The organism is Alphaproteobacteria bacterium (assembly GCA_015231795.1).
Classification (GTDB): domain Bacteria; phylum Pseudomonadota; class Alphaproteobacteria; order Rhodospirillales; family WMHbin7; genus WMHbin7.
This window is the reverse complement of record JADGAX010000004.1, coordinates 129,382-147,954: the sequence shown is the minus strand read 5'-3', so window position 1 is coordinate 147,954 and position 18,573 is coordinate 129,382. Positions and strand designations below refer to the sequence as shown.

Below are 18,573 nucleotides of genomic sequence, written 5' to 3'. Positions count from 1 at the left end.
CATGGCCAGTCCCATCACCGTTCCGGCGCTTGGCGAATCGGTTACCGAAGCCACGGTGGCCAAATGGTTCAAGGCGGTTGGCGAGGCCGTGGCCTCGGGCGAGCCGCTGGTCGAGTTGGAAACCGACAAGGTCACGGTCGAAGTGCCCGCTCCGGCCTCGGGCGTTCTGGCCGCTATCGACGCCCCTGCGGGGTCCAATGTCGGCGTCGGCGCGCTTCTGGGCAGCGTGGACGCCAAGGCGGGGGCGCAGCCCGCGCCCAAGCCCGCCGTTGCCGCAGCACCCGCATCCGTGCTTGCCGTCCAGCCCGAAGCCGCCCCCTTGATGCCCGCCGCCAAACGCATGGTGGAAGAGCACAAGCTGGACGCATCGGCGATTTCAGGAACCGGCAAGGATGGCCGGGTGACCAAGGAAGACGTGGTCAATCACCTCGAGAAGAAACCAGCGCCCGCCGCCGCCCCGCAGCCCGTTGCCGCCCCGGCGGCGCCCCGCGCGCCCCAGGCCAACGAGGAACGCGTGCGCATGACGCGGCTTAGAAAGCGCATTGCCGAGCGCCTGAAGGAAGCCCAGAACACGGCGGCCATGCTGACCACCTTCAACGAGGTGGACATGACGGCCCTGCTGGCCCTGCGCAACCAGTACAAGGACGGTTTCGAAAAGAAACATGGCGTGCGCATGGGCTTCATGAGTTTCTTCGTCAAGGCCGCCATTGTGGGCCTGAAGGAATTCCCCGCCGTCAATGGCGAGATCGACGGCGACGAACTGGTCTACAAAAACCATTACGACATCGGCGTCGCCGTCGGCACGCCCCAAGGCTTGGTGGTGCCGGTGGTGCGCAATGCCGACCAACTGTCCTTTTCTCAGGTCGAGAAGACCATCGGCGATTTGGGCAGAAAGGCGCGCGACGGCAAGCTGGGCCTGGACGACCTGACGGGCGGCACCTTCACCATTTCGAATGGCGGCGTTTACGGGTCGCTGATGAGCACCCCCATCTTGAACCCGCCCCAGTCCGGCATATTAGGCATGCATAAAGTTCAGGAGCGCCCGATGGTGGTGAATGGCCAGATCGTGGCCCGCCCGATGATGTATCTGGCTCTTTCCTACGATCACCGGATCATCGATGGGCGGGAAGCCGTCTCCTTCCTGGTCCGGGTCAAGGAGTGCATTGAAGACCCCCAGCGGATTCTTCTTGATATCTAACTCTTTTCCGGTTTCCCTAAACGTCAGCTTCGCGTGTCAAAAGGGAGAAGTCGATGCTGCGCAAAGTCACCACCGTCGTTCTGGTCTGCCTGGGTCTGTCGGCCTGCTATCTGGGAGATAGCGGCACCAAGTTGATGCAGGATCTGAAGGACATGAACGACAAAGCCGTACAGGAATCCAGCAAGAAGTAAGCACCAGCGTTTCTACGAAACAAAAGGGAGGGAGTATGATGTTCAAGAAAATTTCCACGGTAGCGTTGATCTGTTTTGGCCTGGCCGCCTGCGGCGGCGAGGCGATGGACAAGTTCGTGGCCGACAATGCCGCCAAGGACAGTGCTGCCGCGGCTCCGGCCAAGGCGGCTGCGGCGCCCGCTCCGGCGGCTGCTCCGGCGCTGACCAAGTGCCAGACTGAATTGAAGAAGCTGGATGGCGCCATTCTGGGGGCTTACACCAAGCTCACCCCCACCCAGTTCGACAAGGCTGGCCAGCTGCGCGACCAGTTGGCGACCGCCTGCACGTCCAAGGCCAGCGACGCTCAGGTCGATGCCCTGGTCGCCGAGGCCAACAAGGTGCTGACCGCTCCTCCGGCTCCGGCCAAGAAGGTGGTCAAGAAGGCGCCCGTCAAGAAGTAAGGGACTATTCGTGAGCCAAGAATTCGATCTGGTTGTCATCGGCGGTGGGCCTGGCGGTTATGTGGCCGCCATCCGCGCCGCCCAATTGGGTCTGAAGGCGGCTTGCGTTGAGAAGCGGGGAACCTTGGGAGGGACATGCCTGAATGTGGGCTGCATCCCTTCCAAGGCCTTGCTGACCTCGTCGCACCATTTCGAGGCGGCGGGACATGACTTTGCCCGTCATGGCGTGAAGCTGGGCGGCATCGAACTCGACCTTCCCGCCATGATGGCCCACAAGGACAAGGTGGTGGCCGACAACACCAAGGGCATCGAGTTTCTGTTCAAGAAAAACAAGGTGGCCTATTTCGTCGGTTCGGGGCGGGTCATCGCTCCGGGGCAGGTTGACGTCTCGTTGAACGCGGGCGGCGCCGAGAAACTGGCGGCCAAGAATATTCTGATCGCCACCGGTTCGGACGTGATGCGTCTGCCCGGCATCGAGATCGACGAGAAAAAGATCGTTTCATCCACCGGCGCGCTGGCGCTGCCCAAGGTGCCCAAATCGATGGCGGTGATCGGGGCTGGCGTGATCGGGCTGGAATTGGGATCGGTTTGGCGCCGCTTGGGCGCCGACGTCACCGTGATCGAATATCTCGACCGGATTTTGCCGCCGTTTGACGGCGAAGTGGCCAAGCATGCGCAGCGCATCCTGGCCAAGCAGGGCGTGACTTTCAAATTGTCGCGCAAGGTGGTCGCCGCCAAGACCGGCAAATCCGGCGTGACTTTGTCCACCGAGGCCGCCGCTGGCGGTTCGCCCGAAGACATCGTAGCCGAATGCGTGCTGGTGGCCGTGGGCCGCAAACCCTATGTCGATGCCTTGGGGCTGGATCAGGCGGGCGTCGAACTCACGCCCAAGGGTTTCGTGAAGGTTGATCGGCATTTCCAAACCAATGTGCCGGGCATTTACGCCATCGGCGACGTGATCGGCGGCGCCATGCTGGCCCACAAGGCCGAGGACGAGGGCATGGCCGTGGCCGAGCTGTTGGCGGGCAAGGCCGGGCATGTCAATTACGACGCCATTCCCAGCGTGGTCTATACTTGGCCGGAAATCGCCTCGGTGGGCCGCAACGAAGAGGAATTGAAGGCGGCAGGGGTTGCCTACAAGACCGGCAAGTTCCCCTTCACCGCCAATGGCCGAGCGCGCGCCATGGGCGAGAGCGAGGGGTTCGTCAAACTGCTGGCCGACGCCAGAACCGATCGCGTGCTGGGCGTTCACATCATCGGCCCCCATGCGGGCGACCTGATCGCCGAAGCCGTGCTGGCTATGGAATTCGGGGCGTCCTCGGAAGACATCGCCCGCACCTGCCATGCCCATCCGGCTTTGGGCGAAGCCTTGAAGGAAGCGGCGCTGGCCGCCGATGGCCGGGCCATCCATATCTGAGCAATCAGCTTTCTGCCGTGAAAGCTGACCGCTGAGGGCTTTGAACCTATGAAGCCTGTTCCGCTCGTCGCCATCATGTGCCTGTCCCTGGTGGGGGCGGTGATGGGTGTCTTCGCCTTTCCGTCCTTGCTGCCGCTGCTGCAGGCGCAGTGGGGGCTTTCCAACGCGCAGGCGGGCTGGATCAACGGCATCTATTTCGCGGGCTACACGCTGGCCGTGGCTTGGCTGTCCGCCCTGGCCGACCGCGTCGACGCCAAGCGCATCTTCCTGCTGGGCGCTTTCATCTTGCTGCTGTCCAATCTGGCCTTCGCCTTGTTGGCGGACGGTTTTTGGACCGCCCTTATCTTTCAGGGGCTGGCAGGCGTTGGGTTGGCTGCCGTCTATATGCCAGGCCTGAAGGCGCTTCTTGATCGCTATGAAGGTTCCAAATCGGCCCGGGTCAGCGCCTTTTACACCGCCAGTTTCGGCCTGGGTTCGGCTTTGGGTTACGCCGTTTCGGGTTGGTCGGCCCAGCATCTGGGATGGCAGGCGGCATTTTTGCTATCTTCCACGGGTGCCGCCTCGGCCCTTCTGCTGGCCTTCGTCTTTCTTGCGAGGCGCGTGCCGCCCCCGCCGCAACCCGGGCATCTTTTGGATTTCCGCCCCGTGCTGCGCAACAAAGAAGCGATGGGCTATATCCTGGCTTACGGCGCTCATTGCTGGGAATTGTTCGGACAGCGCGGCTGGATGGTGGCCTTTCTGACTTACGCGGCGGCGCAATCATCAAGCGACGATTTGGGGGCACCCGGTCCGGCTGCCATGGCCAGTCTGGTGTCGTTGTCGGGCATGGCCTCCAGCATTATCGGCGGCGAGTTGGCCATGAAGTTCGGGCGGCGCAAATCCGTGCTGGCGGCGCTTCTGGCCAGCGGGGCGCTGGCCGTGGGCATCGGATTCGCGGCTGAAGGCCCGTATGTCTGGGTGGCAAGCCTGTGTCTGCTGCATGGCATTCTGATCCTGGGCGATTCGGCGGCCTTGACGGCGGGCGCCATTCAGGCGGCCGAACAGGGGCGTCGCGGAGCCACCATGGCCTTGCATTCCGTGGTGGGGTTCGGCTGCGCCTTCGCGGCCCCCGTCGCCATGGGCATGGCCATCGATCTGGGCGGCGGAGCCTCGTCCTTGGGGTACGGACTGGGCTTCGCCGTTCTGGGCTTGGCCGCCATTCCCGGAGCCTTGGCCCTGGCCCTGCTGGCCAAACCGGCGCTACGCTAAAAATTCACCTATGTCACGGCTTGAACTTTCCGGCCTAGCTCCCCACTCTTTGTGGGTGTTTATGCCCTTTCAACTGGAGAGATTTGATCCATGGCTTCGATTACCCTCAAAGGCAATCCCATCAACACCAACGGCCAGCTTCCCGCCAATGGCGCTTCCGCTCCCGACTTCAAGCTGGTCAATACCGATCTTGGCGATGTCAGCCTGAAGGATCTGGCCGACAAGACGGTGGTTCTGAACATCTTCCCCAGCGTCGATACGCCGGTTTGCGCCGCCTCGGTGCGCCGCTTCAACGCCGAAATCAGTAAGCTGGGCAGCGCCGTCGTGCTGTGCGCCTCGGCCGATCTGCCCTTCGCCCTCAAGCGCTTTTGCGGCGCCGAAGGCCTTGACCGGGTGATGTCGGTTTCCGACATGCGCGACAAGGATTTCGGAACCCGCTACGGCGTGAAGATCGTCGATGGCCCGCTGGCTGGCCTGCTGGCCCGCGCGGTGGTGGTGATCAAGGGCGGCAAGGTGACCTATTCGCAACTGGTTCCCGAAATCGCGCAGGAACCCGATTACGACGCCGCCGTCGCCGCCGCCAAGTAACTTTTCCTTGGGTCGTACGAGCAGACAAGCCCCCGGGAAACCGGGGGCTTATTGCTGTTTGTCGTCTACCCTTTCCCACACCACCAGATCGTCCACCTGCACGCCCAGAGCGCGAGCGATTTTGGCCATGGCGTCCAGGCTGCCGGGCTTTTTGCCGGACTCGATTTCTGAAAGATAGGCGGCGCTGACGCCAGCCTTTTCCGCCAACGCCTTGGCGGTCAGGCCGCGATGTTCGCGCCAGACGCGCACCGGATGCTCGCCCTCGATCAGGCGCATGACCAACTCGCCGGGAACCGCCTCAGCGCGGTAGGCTTCCTTGCCAACTCGCGCTTCCTCGGCTTCGGCTGCTTTCAGCGTCGCAATGTCTTCCGCATCCTCCAGCGCTTCCAGCAAACCCTCGTAGTCGGCTCGGGTCAGCGTTACGGTGTCTTTGGTTTCAGCCAATGGGCGGATCACGTTCATCGGTACACCTCTTCTCGCTTGGCAATTCTGTCCACAATCATTTCGCCTGTTTCAAAGTCCAGACGATAGATGGCGCGCCAGTCGCCGTGTCGAATGCGAAAGCCCGGATGGTTGGTCAAACGCAAGGCCCAGGGATAATCCCCCTTCGGGTTCTGCGCTACCGCCTTCATTTTTTCCATCAATGCCCGCGTGTCCCTGGCGGGAAGTCTCGAAAGCACTTTGATCGCTGCGGGGACCAGAATGAGCTTCATACCTCCATCTTCGCTAATAGCGAATATCGCGTCAAGAGGGAAATTCGCTGATAGCGAATGAACTTACCCCTTCGCCCTGGGATGGGCGGCGTTGTAGGTGCGCATGAGAGATGCCTCGTCCACCGCCGTATAGCGCTGGGTGGTCGAGAGCGAGGCATGGCCCAGCAATTCCTGGATGGTGCGCAGATCGCCGCCGGACCCCAGCAGATGGGTGGCGAAACTGTGGCGCAGCGCGTGCGGGGTCGCACTGTCGGGCAAGCCCAGCAGGGTTCTCACGCGGCGCATCTGGCGCTGCACGACGCCGGGATTCAAGGGTCCACCCCTGGCCCCCACGAACAAAAGCGCCTCGCCATCGCCCTGATAGGGACATTGCGCCGCGTAATTCGCCACCGCTTCGGCCACCAAGGGCAAGATGGGCACGATGCGGGTCTTGTCGCCCTTGCCGGTGATGGCCATGGCGTCGCCTAGGGGAAGATCGCCCCGCTTTAAGGACAGCGCCTCGGCCAAGCGCAGCCCGGCCCCGTACAGCAGCGCGAACAGGGCCTGATCGCGGGCCTTCATCCAGGCGGGCTGGTCGAGGTCGTTGGTGGCGTCAAGTGCCGCCAGCGCGTCGTCCTGGTTCAAGGCCTTGGGCACGCTGCGGGGCAGTTTGGGCGAGCGGATGGCGGCGATGGCCGGATTATGCACCAAGCCATTGCTGTCCAGATGGCGAAAGAAACCGCGCAGGGCCGACAATTCACGAGCCAGCGAGGTGCGCGAGATGTTCTGGGCCTGGCGCTTGGCCAGGAAGGCGCGCAGATCGAAGGGCTTCAAGCCCTGCAAGGCGCTAAGCGTGGCGGGCGCGCCCAGATGCTGGGTCAGGAAGGAGAGGAAGGCCGCCAGATCGCGGCCATAGGCGTCCAACGTGTGTTTGGAAGCGCGCTTTTCATTCCTAAGCCAGCCCAGCCAATCCAGGGCCGCTTGCGCCACGTCGGGCGCCGCCTGGAAGGCGAGATTGCTCATCGGTGATTGAGAACGCGTTCGGCCATGCGTTCGATGGCGCGGGCCAGGAACATGAACAGGTCAAGCCCCTGGCCGGGTTCGAACATGCCTTCATAGCGCGACCCCAGGCACATCAGGCCGGGCACGCCATTGACCGACAGGCGGCCCAACCCATCCGACAGAATCAGCGGGGCGGCGGCGCCGTACAGGCCCTCTTCAATGGACAGGCTGGCGCGCAACAAGGCTTCCTTGCCCAGCATCAATCCGGCCACCGTGCCGGTTTCCAGTCTGGCGACGACGGGCGAATGGAATTCGGGAAAGATGTCTTCCTCGAAGGCCAGCACGGCGGCATCCAGGTCCAGCAGCATCGGCAGGTCTTCGGCGATGACGCGCAGAAAGCCGTTTACATCCTGGGCTTCCAAAAGGGCCAGCACCACGGCATGGGTGCGCGCCTGGCTGGACAGATTGGCCCTGGTGATGGCCACCACCTCGCCCGCATCGGCCTTTAATCGCTCCATGCGCTCTTGCAGGCGGCGCATCATCATATTCTGCATATCGACCACGCGCCGCTCGCCAAAGCGGTCAGGCGGGGCCAGAATGTCCAGCGCCTGGGGATGATGGGACAGGAAATCGGGATTGCGCTCCAGGAATTTCAGAACCTGAATGGCGTCGATTTCGAAGGGCTTTTCACTCATGGTGTCGTCATTCCCAAAGCTGCTAATCTATGTCGATGACCGCGCCCGATACCCGCCTTGCCGTGTTGCTGCCCCTGCCTTTGGCGGGGCCCTATGACTATGTGGCGCCAGCGGGTCTGATGGCCCAGCCCGGACAGTATGTGCGCGTTCCGTTAGGGAATCGTTATCTTGTCGGCATCGTTTGGGACGGCCCGCCCGGCGATGTGGCGTCCAGCCGCTTAAAGCCCATCGAGGCGGCGCTGGACCTGCCCCCCATGCCGCAAGTGACGCGCCGCTTCATCGATTGGGTGGCGGCCTATACCTTGTCGCCGCCGGGCGCGGTGCTCAAGATGGCCCTAAGCGTGCCCGAAGCGCTAGAGCCGCCAAGGAACGTGGCCGCCTATCGCTGGCATATGGTCGAGACCGTCAAGCCGACGCCAGCCCGCCAGCGCATCCAAGAGCTTCTTGCCGATGGATTGGCCCGCCCTGCCCCCGAGATCGCAAAAGGGGCCGGCGTAGGGCCGGGGGCCGTGCGCGATCTGATCCGCCTGGGCGCACTGGCCGAAGCCCCGATGGCGCCGCACAGATTGTTCCAAGCGCCTGATCTGCATCTGCCCGGAGCGATCTTGTCGCCCGATCAGCGTATAGCGGCGGACGATCTGCGCCAAAGCGAGGGATTTTCTGTGACGCTGCTGGACGGCGTAACCGGATCGGGCAAGACGGAAGTTTATTTCGAGGCGATTGCTGCGGCCTTGCAAAAGGGGCTGCAGGTTCTGGTGCTGTTGCCGGAAATCGCCCTCTCGGCGCAATGGCTGGAGCGCTTTAAAGGCCGGTTCGGGGTGGCTCCGGCGGTCTGGCATTCCGAGATCACCCCGGCCAGGCGGCGCGACACTTGGCGCGCCGTGGCCAGCGGAGAGGCGAGGTTGGTGGTGGGCGCTCGCTCGGCCTTGTTTCTGCCCTATCCCGATCTGGGGCTGATCGTGGTGGACGAGGAACATGACCAAGCCTTCAAGCAGGAAGAAGGCGTCATCTATCACGCGCGCGACATGGCGGTGGTGCGCGCCCATCTGGGCGACTTTCCCTGCATCCTGGCCTCGGCGACGCCTTCCTTGGAGACGGCGGCCAACGCCCGCCAGGGCCGCTATAAGCGCCTGCATCTGGCCGAGCGGCATGGGTCGGCTGAACTGCCCCTGATCAAGCGCATCGATCTGCGCAAATTTCCGCCCAGGCGCAATTCATGGCTGTCGGAACCTTTGGCGCAGGCCTTGGAAGAAACCTTGAGGGCGGGCGAGCAGTCGCTGCTGTTTCTGAACCGGCGCGGCTATGCGCCGCTCACCTTATGCCGGGCTTGCGGCTATCGCTTTCAATGCCCCAACTGCACGGCCTGGATGGTCGAACATCGTTCCCAACGCAAACTGGTCTGCCATCATTGCGGCCATACATTGCCGCCGCCCGACGCCTGCCCTTCCTGCCATGAAAAGGAAACGCTGGTCGCCCTTGGCCCCGGCGTCGAGCGGCTGGCCGAGGAAACCGTGGCGCGATTTCCGGATGCCCGCGTCGAAGTGATGGCCAGCGATCTGATGGAAAGCCCACGGGCCATCGGCGAGTTGGTGGGGCGCATGGAGCGCCATGAGATCGATATCCTGATCGGCACGCAGATGGTGGCCAAGGGACATCACTTTCCGCAACTGACTTTGGTGGGCGTGGTCGATGCCGATCTGGGCCTGGAGGGCGGCGATCTGCGCGCTGGCGAGAAAAGTTTTCAGCTGCTCTGGCAGGTGGCGGGACGAGCGGGTCGCGCCGAAAAGCCGGGCCGCGTGTTCTTGCAGACGTGGCAACCCGATCATCCGGTAATGGCGGCGCTGGCCAGCGGCGATATCGAACGTTTCCTTGATGCCGAGGCGGATGCGCGCAACAAGGCGGGCATGCCGCCCTTCGGACGGTTGGCGGGCATTATCGTTTCCAGTCCCGACGCAGCGATGACGGCGCGCGCCGCCCATGCGCTGGCTTATGGCGCGCCAAGGCAAGAGGGCGTCGATGTGCTGGGACCGGCGCCAGCCCCCTTGGCCCTTCTGCGCGGACGTCATCGGGCGCGCCTGCTGGTCAAGGCGGCGCATGGCGTTAAAATTCAAACCTATCTGCGGGCCTGGCTGGCCGCCGTCGCCCTGCCCAAGCAGGCGCGCATTCAGGTCGATATCGATCCGGTCAGTTTTTATTAAGCCTGGCACGGCGATTGCTTCCCTACTTGCGTTCACCAAGAAAGGATTCGCGCCATGGTCACTGAAGCCGCCCTGCGCATTGACATCAGGCAGATGAAGCAGATCGATCCCGAGAAGTTGAAAATACACCGCCTAAGTCCCCAAGAGGAAAAGGCCTTCAAGCTCGAAGAGAAAAAGATAATCGAGCAGATGTTCACTCGCCCCACCGGAAAAACCAGCTACGGCGAATATGCCAGGGTGGTGTTGAACGGCAAGACGGTGGCAACTCTCAGCAATGAGGGATATGCCGAAATGTCGAATGCTTTCGGGGGGGTGATCGGCTCGAAGCTGCCCAATAACGGCAGTGGGCCGGAATTGGCGCAGAGGCGCGCCGAGATGATCGCCAAGGCCACCGGCGGCACGGTGGTCATGAATGAGTCGGCGATGACGCAAAGACAGTGGATAAACCGCGAGCCGATCAAGTTCGCCGTCGATCTTGTCGCGATGGAACGGGAAGGATTCCTGGAACGCTGGCAGGAATTGTCCGGATCGAACGCGGCGTTCAGCGCGCAGATGATCGGACAGGAAGGGGCGGCATAGTTTTCCCCGTCCGGCATTATTTGCCGGGCAGTCTAGTATCCTGCTGGTGGTTGAAGGCTTCCAGCGCCTGATCGAACTCGGCCACCATTTCCTTGGTGACAGGTTGGCCGCACTCATAGCAGGCGTTGGCCATGCGGTCGAACCAGCGGCAGCCGCAATTGTCGCAGGCCAGTTCCGGCGCACCCATCGGATTGTGGAAAATGCTCACCGGCACGCCCCCATGAAGGCCAACCCCAACTGGTCGAGGAAATCCTCCCAGCCGACATCGATCAGCGTGCATTTGGTGCGCATGACGAAGAACAAAACATCGCCCTCGTGGATGCTGTCCTTCAAAAGGCCGAAGCGTTCGTCGGGCTTGGCCTGATCCAGTCTGTCAAACGAATCGCGAAGCCCCACGAACAGCATGTCGGCCTGGCAGTTGGCCGCTCCCGCCCAGCTTTGCGCCTGGGCCAGCATGCGATTTCCGTTCAGTCGGCATTCCAGGGCGTCGCCCTGTCCGGCGTCCCAGGTGGATTTGTCCAAGAAAGCCAGCGAGCGCCCGTCTTCCAACGCCTCGAACAAATTGGCGTGACGGTCGAAGACGGGTTGCCAGCTTTGCGGCGACGGCATCATCAGATGCGCACCCCCAGCCAATAGCCGTAATGGATGGCCTGGGTCAGGCCGCGCGGCACCATGGAATCGCCGCAGCCATGCACCTCGTCGATCATCCATTCCAACTCGTGGATCAGGTCTTGATTGGGTCTGCGAGGACCCGCCACGATCACCGTGTCGGCGGGTACAATCGTTTCCTCGCCCTTGTCGTTGGCGATCTTCACGCCGCCATCACCGATGGCCAGCACCTTCGACGAGGTGAGCGCGGGAATTTTCAATTCCTGGATCCATTGCGAATGACGCCATTTGAAGCTGGGCATCACATCGCCTGCGATCCGCTTTTCGGATTCCACCAGCGTCACCTGATGGCCCTTGGTGGCCAGGGCTTCGGCCAGCGTCAATCCGATCTTGCCCGCCCCCAAGATGACGACGCGCTTGCCGGGCACCGCCTTGCCGATCGCCACATCCTTGGCGTCCATCATCAGGCCGTCTTGCGAGCAGGCGGGATAACGTTCTGTCTCCACCCTGGCTCCGGTCGCCACCACGGCGACGTCGTACTGATGCAACAGGCTGCGCATCAGTTTGGGGTCCATGCCGGTATTGAATTTGACCTCGATCCCCTTCTTCTGGGCCATGGTTTCGTAATAGCGCACGATGTCGAGCAGGTCTTCCTTGTGCGCCAGATCGTTCATGGCATAGCCCAACAACGCGCCGCCGATGCGATCCGAACGCTCGAACACCGTCACCTCATGGCCGCGTCCGCGCGCTGCAATGGCGCATTCCATGCCAGCCGGTCCGGCGCCGATCACCATCACCTTCTTTTTCACCGCCGCCGGGGTGATGTGATATTCGGGTTCCACCTCATGGCCCAGGGCCGGATTGACGGTGCAGGTATAGGGCAGGTCGCGGAACAGGCGCGACAAGCAGTTGAGCGAACCAACACAGCGGCGCACCTCGTCGTCCCTGCCTTCTCGCACCTTTTCCAGCATCTCGGGATCGGAAAGCAGCGGGCGGCAAACCTCCCACAGATCGAACTCGCCTTTTTCGATGCAGTCGTTGGCCATTTCCGGACTGGGCAAGCGCACGCCGAACGTGATCGGCATGCTGGGCAGCAGCTTCTTGGCCCTGGCCGCCAGATGATTCCAATAGCCGGGCGGGATGTCGCGCCCGATGGATGATTCAGGCGCTTCCTGCCAGCCCACGGTGACGCTGATCATGTCGACGCCGCAATCGGCGGCCTGTTGCATCAACTCGAAACAGTCATCCATCGAGTTGCCGCCCCAGCGGTCCATCAGTTCGGTGCCGTTCAAGCGCACGATCAGCGGATTGTCAGGTGTGGCGCTTTTGATCTCGTGGATCATTTCGCGCATGAAGCGCCCGCGGTTTTCGATGCTGCCGCCATATTCGTCCGAACGCTGGTTGGTGAAGCGCGAACAGAAATTGGCCAGCAGATAGCCCATGAAGCTGGTGATTTCGGTGGCGTCGAAACCGGCCTTCACGGCGCGCTTGGCGGCGTCGGCATGTTCCTTGATGGTTTGGCGGATGTCGTCCTTGGACAGCTCTCTCGGCGGGCGGAAGTGCGGCAGGGTCTGCGGCACCACCGAGGGCTGGACGCAATAGCCAAGATCGATGCCGCCATAACGCCCAGCATGCAAAATCTGCTGCACGGCCAAAGCACCCGCGTCGTGGATGAATCCGGCGATTTCCTCGAACTGCGGCAGGAACTTGTCGTCATGGATGGCGACCTGGCGGAAATAAGCCTTGCCTTCGCCTCGGGGGTCGGGATAGGCGCCCTGGTTGGTGATCATGCCGCAGCCGGTTTTCGAGATCACGCGGGTGCGCGCCAGTTCTCGGGGCGTGATGCGCCCATCGCGCTCGTTGTAGTTCGAAACGCAGCAAGCCCCGTATTTCACGCGGTTCTTCAGCTTGAAGCGACCCCACTGATAGGGCTGGAACAAAGTGGGCAGTCTGTCTTCGCCGGGGAATTTGCCGCTCATCTCAGTTTCCTTTTTCATCGGCCAGCTTGGCCTCGATCATGTCGCGCAGGGTCCGGCGCAGAATCTTGCCTGCCGGGCTGATGGGAAATTCGTCCAGCACTTCCAGGCGCTCGGGCAGTTTGAACTTTGCGATGCCCTGGGCCAGAAGGAAATCGGAAAGATTTTTGAAATCCATCCGCTGGCCTTCCTTCAAGGTCACGAAGGCGCAAGCCTTCTCGCCATAGATGGGGTCGGGCATGGCCACCACGGCGACGCTGTTTGCCGCCGGATGTTTCAAGATCAGATTCTCGATTTCATCGACGCTGATCTTCTCGCCGCCCCGGTTGATCAAATCGCCCTTGCGCCCTTCGGCCCAGATGACGCGTCCTTGCTTCCTGACCACATCGCCCATTTTGTAAAAGCCGTCTTCGGTAAAGGCCTTGGCGTTGGCGGTGGGGTTGTTGTAATAGCCGCGAATGGTGTAGGGGCCGCGCACCGCCAGTTCGCCCGGCTCGCCGTCCGGCACTTCGTTGCCGTTGGCGTCCAGCACCTTGATCTCGTCTTGATCGCAAATGGGCTGGCCGGAACTGGTCAGCTGCACCTCTTCGGGGTCGTCGTGGCGGGTAAGGTTGATCAGCCCTTCGGCGGTGCCGTAATCTTCCTGCGTCAGGCATCCCAGATGGGCGCGCAATTTCACGCGCAATTCGGTGGATAGCCGAGCGCCGCCGTTCTGCACCAAGCGCAAGGATGACAGATCATACTTTTTGGGAATGTCGGAATTGACCCAAGAGGCGATCAGCGGCACCGCCGCCGGAATGACCGTGATGCGCTGCTGCTCGACGGTCTTGAAAATGGCGTCGGCGTCGTGGCCTGGCGAGATCACCACTTTGCCGCCATAGGTGAAGGCGGCCAGAATGCCGGGGCAAGCCAGGGAATAATTGTGGGCCAGCGGCAGCACCGCCAGAAAGACGGTGGTCTCGTCGAACTGGCAAGCACTTCCCGCCAGTTTCGCGTTCAGCACATAGTCGTTATGGGTGCGCGGAATCAGTTTGGGCAGAGCCGTGGTGCCGCCCGACAGCAACATCAGGGCAACTTCGGACGGATCGGGGCGCAAGTCGGGCGGGGGGGCTGCGCTGGCCATCAAAGTTGACAGCGCCACCTGTCCTTGATCAGCCTCGCCGCTGACGATGACATGGCGCAGGGCCGGATTCTCGGCCTGCATCTCGCGGGCCATGGTCCGGTAATCGAAATTGCGCACTCGGTCGGGAATCAGATAGGCGACGGCGCCCGAGAATTTCAAGAAATGGCGGATTTCGTTTTGGCGGTGCGGCGGCAGAGCCATCACCGGAATGACGCCGATGCGCAACAGGGCCAGAAACGCGATCACGAAAGCGCCCGAGTTGGACAGCTGGAACACCACGCGGTCCAGGGGCTTCAATCCCAGTTCGTGAAAGCCCGCCGAAAGCCGCCTCGCCTGCTCGACCAATTGGGCATAGGTGATCTGCTGCAAGCCATCCACGATGGCGACGCGATCCGGCCAGCGCTGGGCCGAACGCTCCATCATTTCGAACAAGGTGATGTCTTGCCAAAGGCCCATGGCGCGATAGCGCTTGGCGAAGTCATCGGGCCAGGGAACGCACCCTTCCAACATGACGTCTCATCCCTACTCGTTATTGATTGCCGACATGATAGTTGCATTTGCAACAAAGGCAAGCCAGAATTTCGTTGGCCTTTGCAATGGGCTTGTCGTTATATTTCACATATCGCATGCACGGAGACGGGCTTGGACAGCGCACAATTCGATCTCGACCGATTTACCCCCTACCTGCTCAACCGGGCGGCGGGCCGCATCGTTCTCGCTTTCGAGAAGGACCTTGCAAGTTACGACGTGTCGCTGGGCCAATGGCGGGTGCTGGCCTGCGTCTGGCATGTCGGCCAGTTGATGCAGTCGGACATCGCTCGCCATACCAGCATCGATCCTTCGACCCTGTCTCGCATGATCGGCGGCATGGAAAAAAGGGGACTGCTCAAGCGCGAGAAAAGCCCCCAAGATTCCCGAGCGGTTCTGGTGCGCCTGACCGGCAAAGGCAAAAAGATCGCCGAGGCGCTGATACCCAAGGCGCTGGCGGTCGAGCGGGCAGCTTTGGAAGGTTTCTCGCCAGCCGAGATAGCCAAGCTGCACGGCCTGATGCGCCGGATCTACGCAAATCTGGGTGATTGACCGCCTGTTTCGCTCCGGCAACAAATGAACTTCAAAAGGAGTTCAGCGCTTTTTGCCGGCATCCTTGATCAGTCCCGCCAATTCGATGGCCGTGCTGGCCACAATCTCGCCCGCCATCGGCCCCCAGGGCTTTTCCAGCAATCCCGCAGGAACCGCGCCATCCAGTTCCAGAAGGGCCATTTCGGCGCCGTTAGGATCAAGCAAGCGCCATTCCAAATGCAACGATTCGCTGTTGCTGCCCGCCTTGGCGACATTGGCCTGGCCTTGCAGACGGAATGCCCCGGGGCCAGCCTGCTCGATCAAGCCGATGCCATTGGCCGACATGGCCAAGCGCATGGCGCGCGTCAGCGCTTCGTTGCCGTCGCCGGGCGCTCCCTTGACGAATTCAAGAACAAGAAGCTGTTTGTCGGCTGGCTTGCTAGGCGCGTTGACCAAGGGGCGCGTGCCATCCTCGATGGGCATTAAGCCTGCCAGCTTCGGGGCGGCTTCGTCGGCTAAACGCTTCATCAGGGCCGGGGCGCCCCTCTCCCAATCGGAAAGTGCGACGTTGGCCAACTGGTCGTAATGGCCGATCGCCAGCCCTTCGGCATCTTGCAACTGCCAGAACATCTCCAGTTCCGTCAGGCCCGTGCGCTCAGACCCCTTGCGCAGCTGAAGCCGCAAGGCCAGCGCACTTTGCGGAGCGCCTTCCAGAAAGACGGGAACGTCCATGCGGTTCATGGAATCGCGAAGCGCCGTGGCGAAATTTCTAGACACGCCCGATTCCAAAATCAGCGCGACGCCAGCGCGGCCATCCAGGCGCAAAAGCGGGTTGACCCCGTCATGCTGAAAGGGCTGCGGCAATTGCGGACAGGCTGACAGCAGCAGGAGAAGCAGAAGAAGCAAAAAGCGGCGCAGGCGGAAAATCATTCCTCGAGAACGATGGCCGACAATTGGCGACCGTAATTTTCCTCACCCAGAAGGCACGAACGGCGATAGCTGAAGAAACGATCCGCTTCAAGGCAGGTGTCGCAGGGTGTATGGGTGACGGTGGAAACGCCAAGCCGCGACAGTTTGCGCGAGATATAGCCGGGCAGGTCGAATTTATAGCGGTCCTCGACCACCGATTCTTGGAAGAAATAGCCGTTCTCGTTGGTTTCGGCCATGAAGGCGATCAGGAAGTCGCGGTTGACTTCGTAAGAACGTCTGGTGATCGAAGGGCCGATGCCGACCACGATATTCTGGTGCTTGGCGCCCATGTCGGTCATCAGCTTCAAGGTGGATTCCAAAATGCCCGCCAGTGCGCCGCGCCATCCCGCATGCGCTGCCCCGATCACTCCGGCCTTGCCGTCGGCGAACAGAACCGGGGCGCAATCTGCCGTCAGCACGCCCAGCACCAAATTCTTACGATCCGTCACCAGCGCGTCGGCCACCGGGCGTTGGTCCACGGCAAAGGGCGCGTCCACGGCAATCGCCTTGATCGTGTGTTCCTGGCGTACCGTAACCAATGACGAGAGCGGCTGTTCCATGACCGCCAGCGCCGCCTTGCGGTTGGCGGTCACCTTGGCGGCATCGTCGCCCGACCCATAGCCGCAGTTCAGGGATTCGTAGATGCCTTCGCTGATGCCGCCCTGGCGCGTGAAGAAACCGTGGCGGACGCGTGAGACATCATTCAGCGCGGAAACGGAGATCATGTCACCTCGAAACCCGTTGGAGCGGAAACGGCAGGCTGGGTCAGGGCCAAGACCTTGAACAGAGTGCCCATTTCTTGCGGATCGATCAAGCGTCTGGTTCCCGATATCAGCAAGTCGCGTTGCCGGTCATCAGCCTGGGCCGACAATTGGCGGGTTCTTTCCAAGATGCCCATGCGTTGCAGCCAAACGCCCTGCGGCACCGGCCCCCAGGCCTTTATGCCCTGCGCGACAGCCTGTCTGGCCAGGGCCGCGAAGTCCACATGCGCCGTCAAATCGGCCCCGCCAGGATCATGCAGCACTTCTGCGAAGGCATGGCCTTTCACGGCCTGCAAACTGTCGCCCAAGCCGCTTTCCATGGGGCCGTAGTCGAAAAACAGGGCCGCGCCGCCGTGTTGGCCAAGCCGATGCGACAGTTCCTTGATCAAGGAAAGGGCCTGCGTGCAGATTTCGGCAATGCTGCCGTCGGGCGCTTCGGCCATATGTGACGGAAGTACGAGGCCTGGGTCGGGGTCTGATTTGGTTTGCCAGACCAACTGTCCGCTTTCGTCGAGCCCGATCAACCTTTCATGCCAGCCCGTGCTTCGGCGCACATACTGGCGTATGGGAAGCGCATCCAGAAATTCGTTGGCGACCAGAATCATGGGCGCGTCATGGGGGATGGTTTCCAGGCGGTCGTGCCATTGCGGCGCATATCCATCCAGCGCCTTGGCCTGCTGGGCGCGCAGCGCTGGGCTGGCTTCGACCAGATGCAGGCGTGCCGCCATTTGAAAGCCGGGCAACATTTGTGCTGCGCGCAACAAATCGGCCATCAAAGCGCCGCGCCCCGGCCCCAACTCGACCAGATGGAAGAGATCGGGGCGGCCCAGGCTTTCCCAGGTCAGGCAACACCAAGCGCCGATCAATTCGCCGAAAATTTGGCTGATCTCGGGGGCGGTGGTGAAATCGCCCGTTCGCCCGAAAGCCGTGCCCCTTGCGTAATAGTCTTGCACCGCCAGCGCCATGAACCGCTCGAGGTCGATGGGGCCGTGGCTTCGGATCAGGCCTTTGATGCTGCTTGGCGCCATGCGAAAACCATGAGGGCGAGTCCGACCATGATCATCGGCACGGACAAGAGCTGGCCCATGGTGGCCCCGCCCGCCAGGAATCCCAGGAACGAGTCGGGCTGGCGGAAGAATTCGGCCATGCTGCGCGTGACGCCATAGCCGACCAGAAAGGCGCCCGCCAGAAAACCGGGCTTCTGGCGCAGCCGCTCATTGCGCCACAAGACCGCCATGATCAAGAACAGGACAGCGCCTTCAAGCGCCGCTTCGTACAGTTGGCTGGGATGTCTGGGCACGGGGCCGCCGGTGGGAAAGATCATCGCCCAGGGCAAATCTTCGGGCGCTTCGCGGCCCCATAATTCGCCATTGATGAAATTGGCGATGCGCCCCAGCAACAGGCCGATGGGCACGGCGGCGCAGATCAGATCGCCGATTTTCAGGAAGGACAGCTTGTGCTTGCGGGCGAACAGCCACAGGGCCGCGATCACGCCGAGTGCTCCGCCGTGAAAGGCCATGCCGCCCTTCCAGACCGAGAAGATTTCCAGCGGATTGGCTAGGTAATGACCCGGCTGATAGAACAGCACATAGCCTAAGCGTCCGCCCAGAACCACGCCGACGGTGGCCCAGGTCAGGAAATCGTCGACCTGCTCGGGAGACATCGGATGCGGCGGATGAACGCACAGCCTGCGGATATAGCGCCAGCCCAAAACCAGCCCCAGGATATAGGCCAGCGCGTACCAGCGAATCAGCAAAGGGCCGAGGGCGATGGCCACCGGATCGAAGGCCGGAAAGGGAATGGCGAGCAGGCTCATGACCGATCCTGG

General features: G+C 62.0%; 21 protein-coding genes. 9 read left to right on the top strand and 12 right to left on the bottom strand.

Annotation, left to right across the window (positions count from 1 at the left end; all coding sequences use genetic code 11):
• Position 1 precedes the first annotated feature (1 nt).
• From odhB to tpx, 6 genes are all read left to right on the top strand, one after another.
• Positions 2-1,198 (top strand): 2-oxoglutarate dehydrogenase complex dihydrolipoyllysine-residue succinyltransferase, encoded by a 1,197-nt coding sequence (odhB, locus tag HQL44_10725; GenBank protein ID MBF0269052.1) that lies wholly within the window; start codon positions 2-4, stop codon positions 1,196-1,198.
• A gap of 53 nt (positions 1,199-1,251) precedes the next feature.
• Positions 1,252-1,389, top strand: a complete 138-nt coding sequence (locus HQL44_10720) for a hypothetical protein (protein ID MBF0269051.1) — start codon at positions 1,252-1,254, stop codon at positions 1,387-1,389.
• A 35-nt stretch (positions 1,390-1,424) separates the two neighbouring features.
• Positions 1,425-1,829, top strand: a complete 405-nt coding sequence (locus HQL44_10715) for a hypothetical protein (GenBank protein MBF0269050.1) — start codon at positions 1,425-1,427, stop codon at positions 1,827-1,829.
• A gap of 10 nt (positions 1,830-1,839) precedes the next feature.
• A complete protein-coding gene (locus tag HQL44_10710; GenBank protein ID MBF0269049.1) occupies positions 1,840-3,246 on the top strand; it encodes a dihydrolipoyl dehydrogenase in 1,407 nt (468 codons plus the stop codon).
• Between the two features lie 75 nt (positions 3,247-3,321).
• Positions 3,322-4,494, top strand: a complete 1,173-nt coding sequence (locus HQL44_10705; GenBank protein ID MBF0269048.1) for an MFS transporter — start codon at positions 3,322-3,324, stop codon at positions 4,492-4,494.
• Between the two features lie 90 nt (positions 4,495-4,584).
• On the top strand, positions 4,585-5,082 hold the full coding sequence (tpx, locus tag HQL44_10700; GenBank protein MBF0269047.1) for a thiol peroxidase: 498 nt from the start codon (positions 4,585-4,587) through the stop codon (positions 5,080-5,082).
• 48 nt (positions 5,083-5,130) lie between these two features.
• Here the strand turns inward: tpx and HQL44_10695 are convergent, their stop codons facing one another.
• The 4 genes from HQL44_10695 to HQL44_10680 form a co-directional block, all read right to left on the bottom strand.
• Complete coding sequence (locus HQL44_10695; protein MBF0269046.1) at positions 5,131-5,544, bottom strand: helix-turn-helix transcriptional regulator; 414 nt, start codon at positions 5,542-5,544, stop codon at positions 5,131-5,133.
• Positions 5,541-5,795, bottom strand: coding sequence for a type II toxin-antitoxin system RelE/ParE family toxin (locus HQL44_10690; GenBank protein MBF0269045.1), 255 nt, complete (start codon positions 5,793-5,795; stop codon positions 5,541-5,543). The genes HQL44_10695 and HQL44_10690 overlap by 4 nt, the downstream gene beginning before the upstream one ends.
• A 63-nt stretch (positions 5,796-5,858) precedes the next feature.
• Positions 5,859-6,797, bottom strand: coding sequence for a tyrosine recombinase XerC (locus HQL44_10685; protein ID MBF0269044.1), 939 nt, complete (start codon positions 6,795-6,797; stop codon positions 5,859-5,861).
• The gene (locus HQL44_10680; protein ID MBF0269043.1) at positions 6,794-7,471 is read right to left on the bottom strand and encodes a DUF484 family protein; all 678 of its coding nucleotides are present in this window, start codon (positions 7,469-7,471) and stop codon (positions 6,794-6,796) included. The genes HQL44_10685 and HQL44_10680 overlap by 4 nt, the downstream gene beginning before the upstream one ends.
• Before the next feature lie 29 nt (positions 7,472-7,500).
• On the opposite strand from HQL44_10680, the gene HQL44_10675 reads away from it, so the two are divergent.
• Positions 7,501-9,669: a primosomal protein N' gene (locus HQL44_10675; protein MBF0269042.1), complete on the top strand. Its 2,169-nt coding sequence runs from the start codon at positions 7,501-7,503 to the stop codon at positions 9,667-9,669.
• Positions 9,670-9,723: 54 nt separating this feature from the next.
• Entirely contained in the window at positions 9,724-10,248 is a 525-nt protein-coding gene (locus HQL44_10670; GenBank protein ID MBF0269041.1) for a hypothetical protein, read from the top strand.
• Positions 10,249-10,264: 16 nt separating this feature from the next.
• Here the strand turns inward: HQL44_10670 and HQL44_10665 are convergent, their stop codons facing one another.
• Genes HQL44_10665 through HQL44_10650 form a run of 4 tightly spaced genes read right to left on the bottom strand, consistent with a single transcriptional unit; the run spans position 10,265 to position 14,466 of the window.
• Entirely contained in the window at positions 10,265-10,435 is a 171-nt protein-coding gene (locus HQL44_10665; protein ID MBF0269040.1) for a cysteine protease, read from the bottom strand.
• A 17-nt stretch (positions 10,436-10,452) separates the two neighbouring features.
• On the bottom strand, positions 10,453-10,860 hold the full coding sequence (locus HQL44_10660) for a hypothetical protein (GenBank protein MBF0269039.1): 408 nt from the start codon (positions 10,858-10,860) through the stop codon (positions 10,453-10,455).
• Positions 10,860-12,836: an FAD-dependent oxidoreductase gene (locus HQL44_10655; protein MBF0269038.1), complete on the bottom strand. Its 1,977-nt coding sequence runs from the start codon at positions 12,834-12,836 to the stop codon at positions 10,860-10,862. The genes HQL44_10660 and HQL44_10655 overlap by 1 nt, the downstream gene beginning before the upstream one ends.
• 1 nt (position 12,837) lies before the next feature.
• Positions 12,838-14,466 carry an AMP-binding protein gene (locus tag HQL44_10650; protein ID MBF0269037.1) on the bottom strand — a complete coding sequence of 543 codons (1,629 nt, stop codon included), beginning with the start codon at positions 14,464-14,466 and terminating at the stop codon, positions 12,838-12,840.
• Positions 14,467-14,598: 132 nt separating this feature from the next.
• Between HQL44_10650 and HQL44_10645 the strand changes: the two genes are divergently transcribed.
• Positions 14,599-15,036 (top strand): MarR family transcriptional regulator, encoded by a 438-nt coding sequence (locus HQL44_10645; GenBank protein MBF0269036.1) that lies wholly within the window; start codon positions 14,599-14,601, stop codon positions 15,034-15,036.
• A 42-nt stretch (positions 15,037-15,078) separates the two neighbouring features.
• Here the strand turns inward: HQL44_10645 and HQL44_10640 are convergent, their stop codons facing one another.
• The 4 genes from HQL44_10640 to HQL44_10625 are packed head-to-tail and all read right to left on the bottom strand — an operon-like array spanning position 15,079 to position 18,561.
• A complete protein-coding gene (locus tag HQL44_10640; protein MBF0269035.1) occupies positions 15,079-15,945 on the bottom strand; it encodes a hypothetical protein in 867 nt (288 codons plus the stop codon).
• A complete protein-coding gene (pgeF, locus tag HQL44_10635; GenBank protein MBF0269034.1) occupies positions 15,942-16,709 on the bottom strand; it encodes a peptidoglycan editing factor PgeF in 768 nt (255 codons plus the stop codon). The genes HQL44_10640 and pgeF overlap by 4 nt, the downstream gene beginning before the upstream one ends.
• Positions 16,706-17,773 carry an SAM-dependent methyltransferase gene (locus HQL44_10630; GenBank protein ID MBF0269033.1) on the bottom strand — a complete coding sequence of 356 codons (1,068 nt, stop codon included), beginning with the start codon at positions 17,771-17,773 and terminating at the stop codon, positions 16,706-16,708. Before HQL44_10630 ends, pgeF begins: the two co-directional genes overlap by 4 nt.
• Complete coding sequence (locus tag HQL44_10625; GenBank protein ID MBF0269032.1) at positions 17,746-18,561, bottom strand: prolipoprotein diacylglyceryl transferase; 816 nt, start codon at positions 18,559-18,561, stop codon at positions 17,746-17,748. Before HQL44_10625 ends, HQL44_10630 begins: the two co-directional genes overlap by 28 nt.
• Positions 18,562-18,573: the final 12 nt, after the last annotated feature.

What these genes read in the sequence shown, in the direction of transcription:
- odhB (MBF0269052.1), top strand. Translation starts at nt 2, where the DNA reads ATGGCCAGTCCCATCACCGTTCCGGCGCTTGGCGAATCGGTTACCGAA.
- HQL44_10720 (MBF0269051.1), top strand. Translation starts at nt 1,252, where the DNA reads ATGCTGCGCAAAGTCACCACCGTCGTTCTGGTCTGCCTGGGTCTGTCG.
- HQL44_10715 (MBF0269050.1), top strand. Translation starts at nt 1,425, where the DNA reads ATGATGTTCAAGAAAATTTCCACGGTAGCGTTGATCTGTTTTGGCCTG.
- HQL44_10705 (MBF0269048.1), top strand. Translation starts at nt 3,322, where the DNA reads ATGTGCCTGTCCCTGGTGGGGGCGGTGATGGGTGTCTTCGCCTTTCCG.
- tpx (MBF0269047.1), top strand. Translation starts at nt 4,585, where the DNA reads ATGGCTTCGATTACCCTCAAAGGCAATCCCATCAACACCAACGGCCAG.
- HQL44_10695 (MBF0269046.1), bottom strand. Translation starts at nt 5,544, where the DNA reads ATGAACGTGATCCGCCCATTGGCTGAAACCAAAGACACCGTAACGCTG.
- HQL44_10690 (MBF0269045.1), bottom strand. Translation starts at nt 5,795, where the DNA reads ATGAAGCTCATTCTGGTCCCCGCAGCGATCAAAGTGCTTTCGAGACTT.
- HQL44_10685 (MBF0269044.1), bottom strand. Translation starts at nt 6,797, where the DNA reads ATGAGCAATCTCGCCTTCCAGGCGGCGCCCGACGTGGCGCAAGCGGCC.
- HQL44_10680 (MBF0269043.1), bottom strand. Translation starts at nt 7,471, where the DNA reads ATGAGTGAAAAGCCCTTCGAAATCGACGCCATTCAGGTTCTGAAATTC.
- HQL44_10675 (MBF0269042.1), top strand. Translation starts at nt 7,501, where the DNA reads ATGTCGATGACCGCGCCCGATACCCGCCTTGCCGTGTTGCTGCCCCTG.
- HQL44_10670 (MBF0269041.1), top strand. Translation starts at nt 9,724, where the DNA reads ATGGTCACTGAAGCCGCCCTGCGCATTGACATCAGGCAGATGAAGCAG.
- HQL44_10665 (MBF0269040.1), bottom strand. Translation starts at nt 10,435, where the DNA reads ATGGGTGCGCCGGAACTGGCCTGCGACAATTGCGGCTGCCGCTGGTTC.
- HQL44_10660 (MBF0269039.1), bottom strand. Translation starts at nt 10,860, where the DNA reads ATGATGCCGTCGCCGCAAAGCTGGCAACCCGTCTTCGACCGTCACGCC.
- HQL44_10655 (MBF0269038.1), bottom strand. Translation starts at nt 12,836, where the DNA reads ATGAGCGGCAAATTCCCCGGCGAAGACAGACTGCCCACTTTGTTCCAG.
- HQL44_10650 (MBF0269037.1), bottom strand. Translation starts at nt 14,466, where the DNA reads ATGTTGGAAGGGTGCGTTCCCTGGCCCGATGACTTCGCCAAGCGCTAT.
- HQL44_10640 (MBF0269035.1), bottom strand. Translation starts at nt 15,945, where the DNA reads ATGATTTTCCGCCTGCGCCGCTTTTTGCTTCTTCTGCTTCTCCTGCTG.
- pgeF (MBF0269034.1), bottom strand. Translation starts at nt 16,709, where the DNA reads ATGATCTCCGTTTCCGCGCTGAATGATGTCTCACGCGTCCGCCACGGT.
- HQL44_10630 (MBF0269033.1), bottom strand. Translation starts at nt 17,773, where the DNA reads ATGGCGCCAAGCAGCATCAAAGGCCTGATCCGAAGCCACGGCCCCATC.
- HQL44_10625 (MBF0269032.1), bottom strand. Translation starts at nt 18,561, where the DNA reads ATGAGCCTGCTCGCCATTCCCTTTCCGGCCTTCGATCCGGTGGCCATC.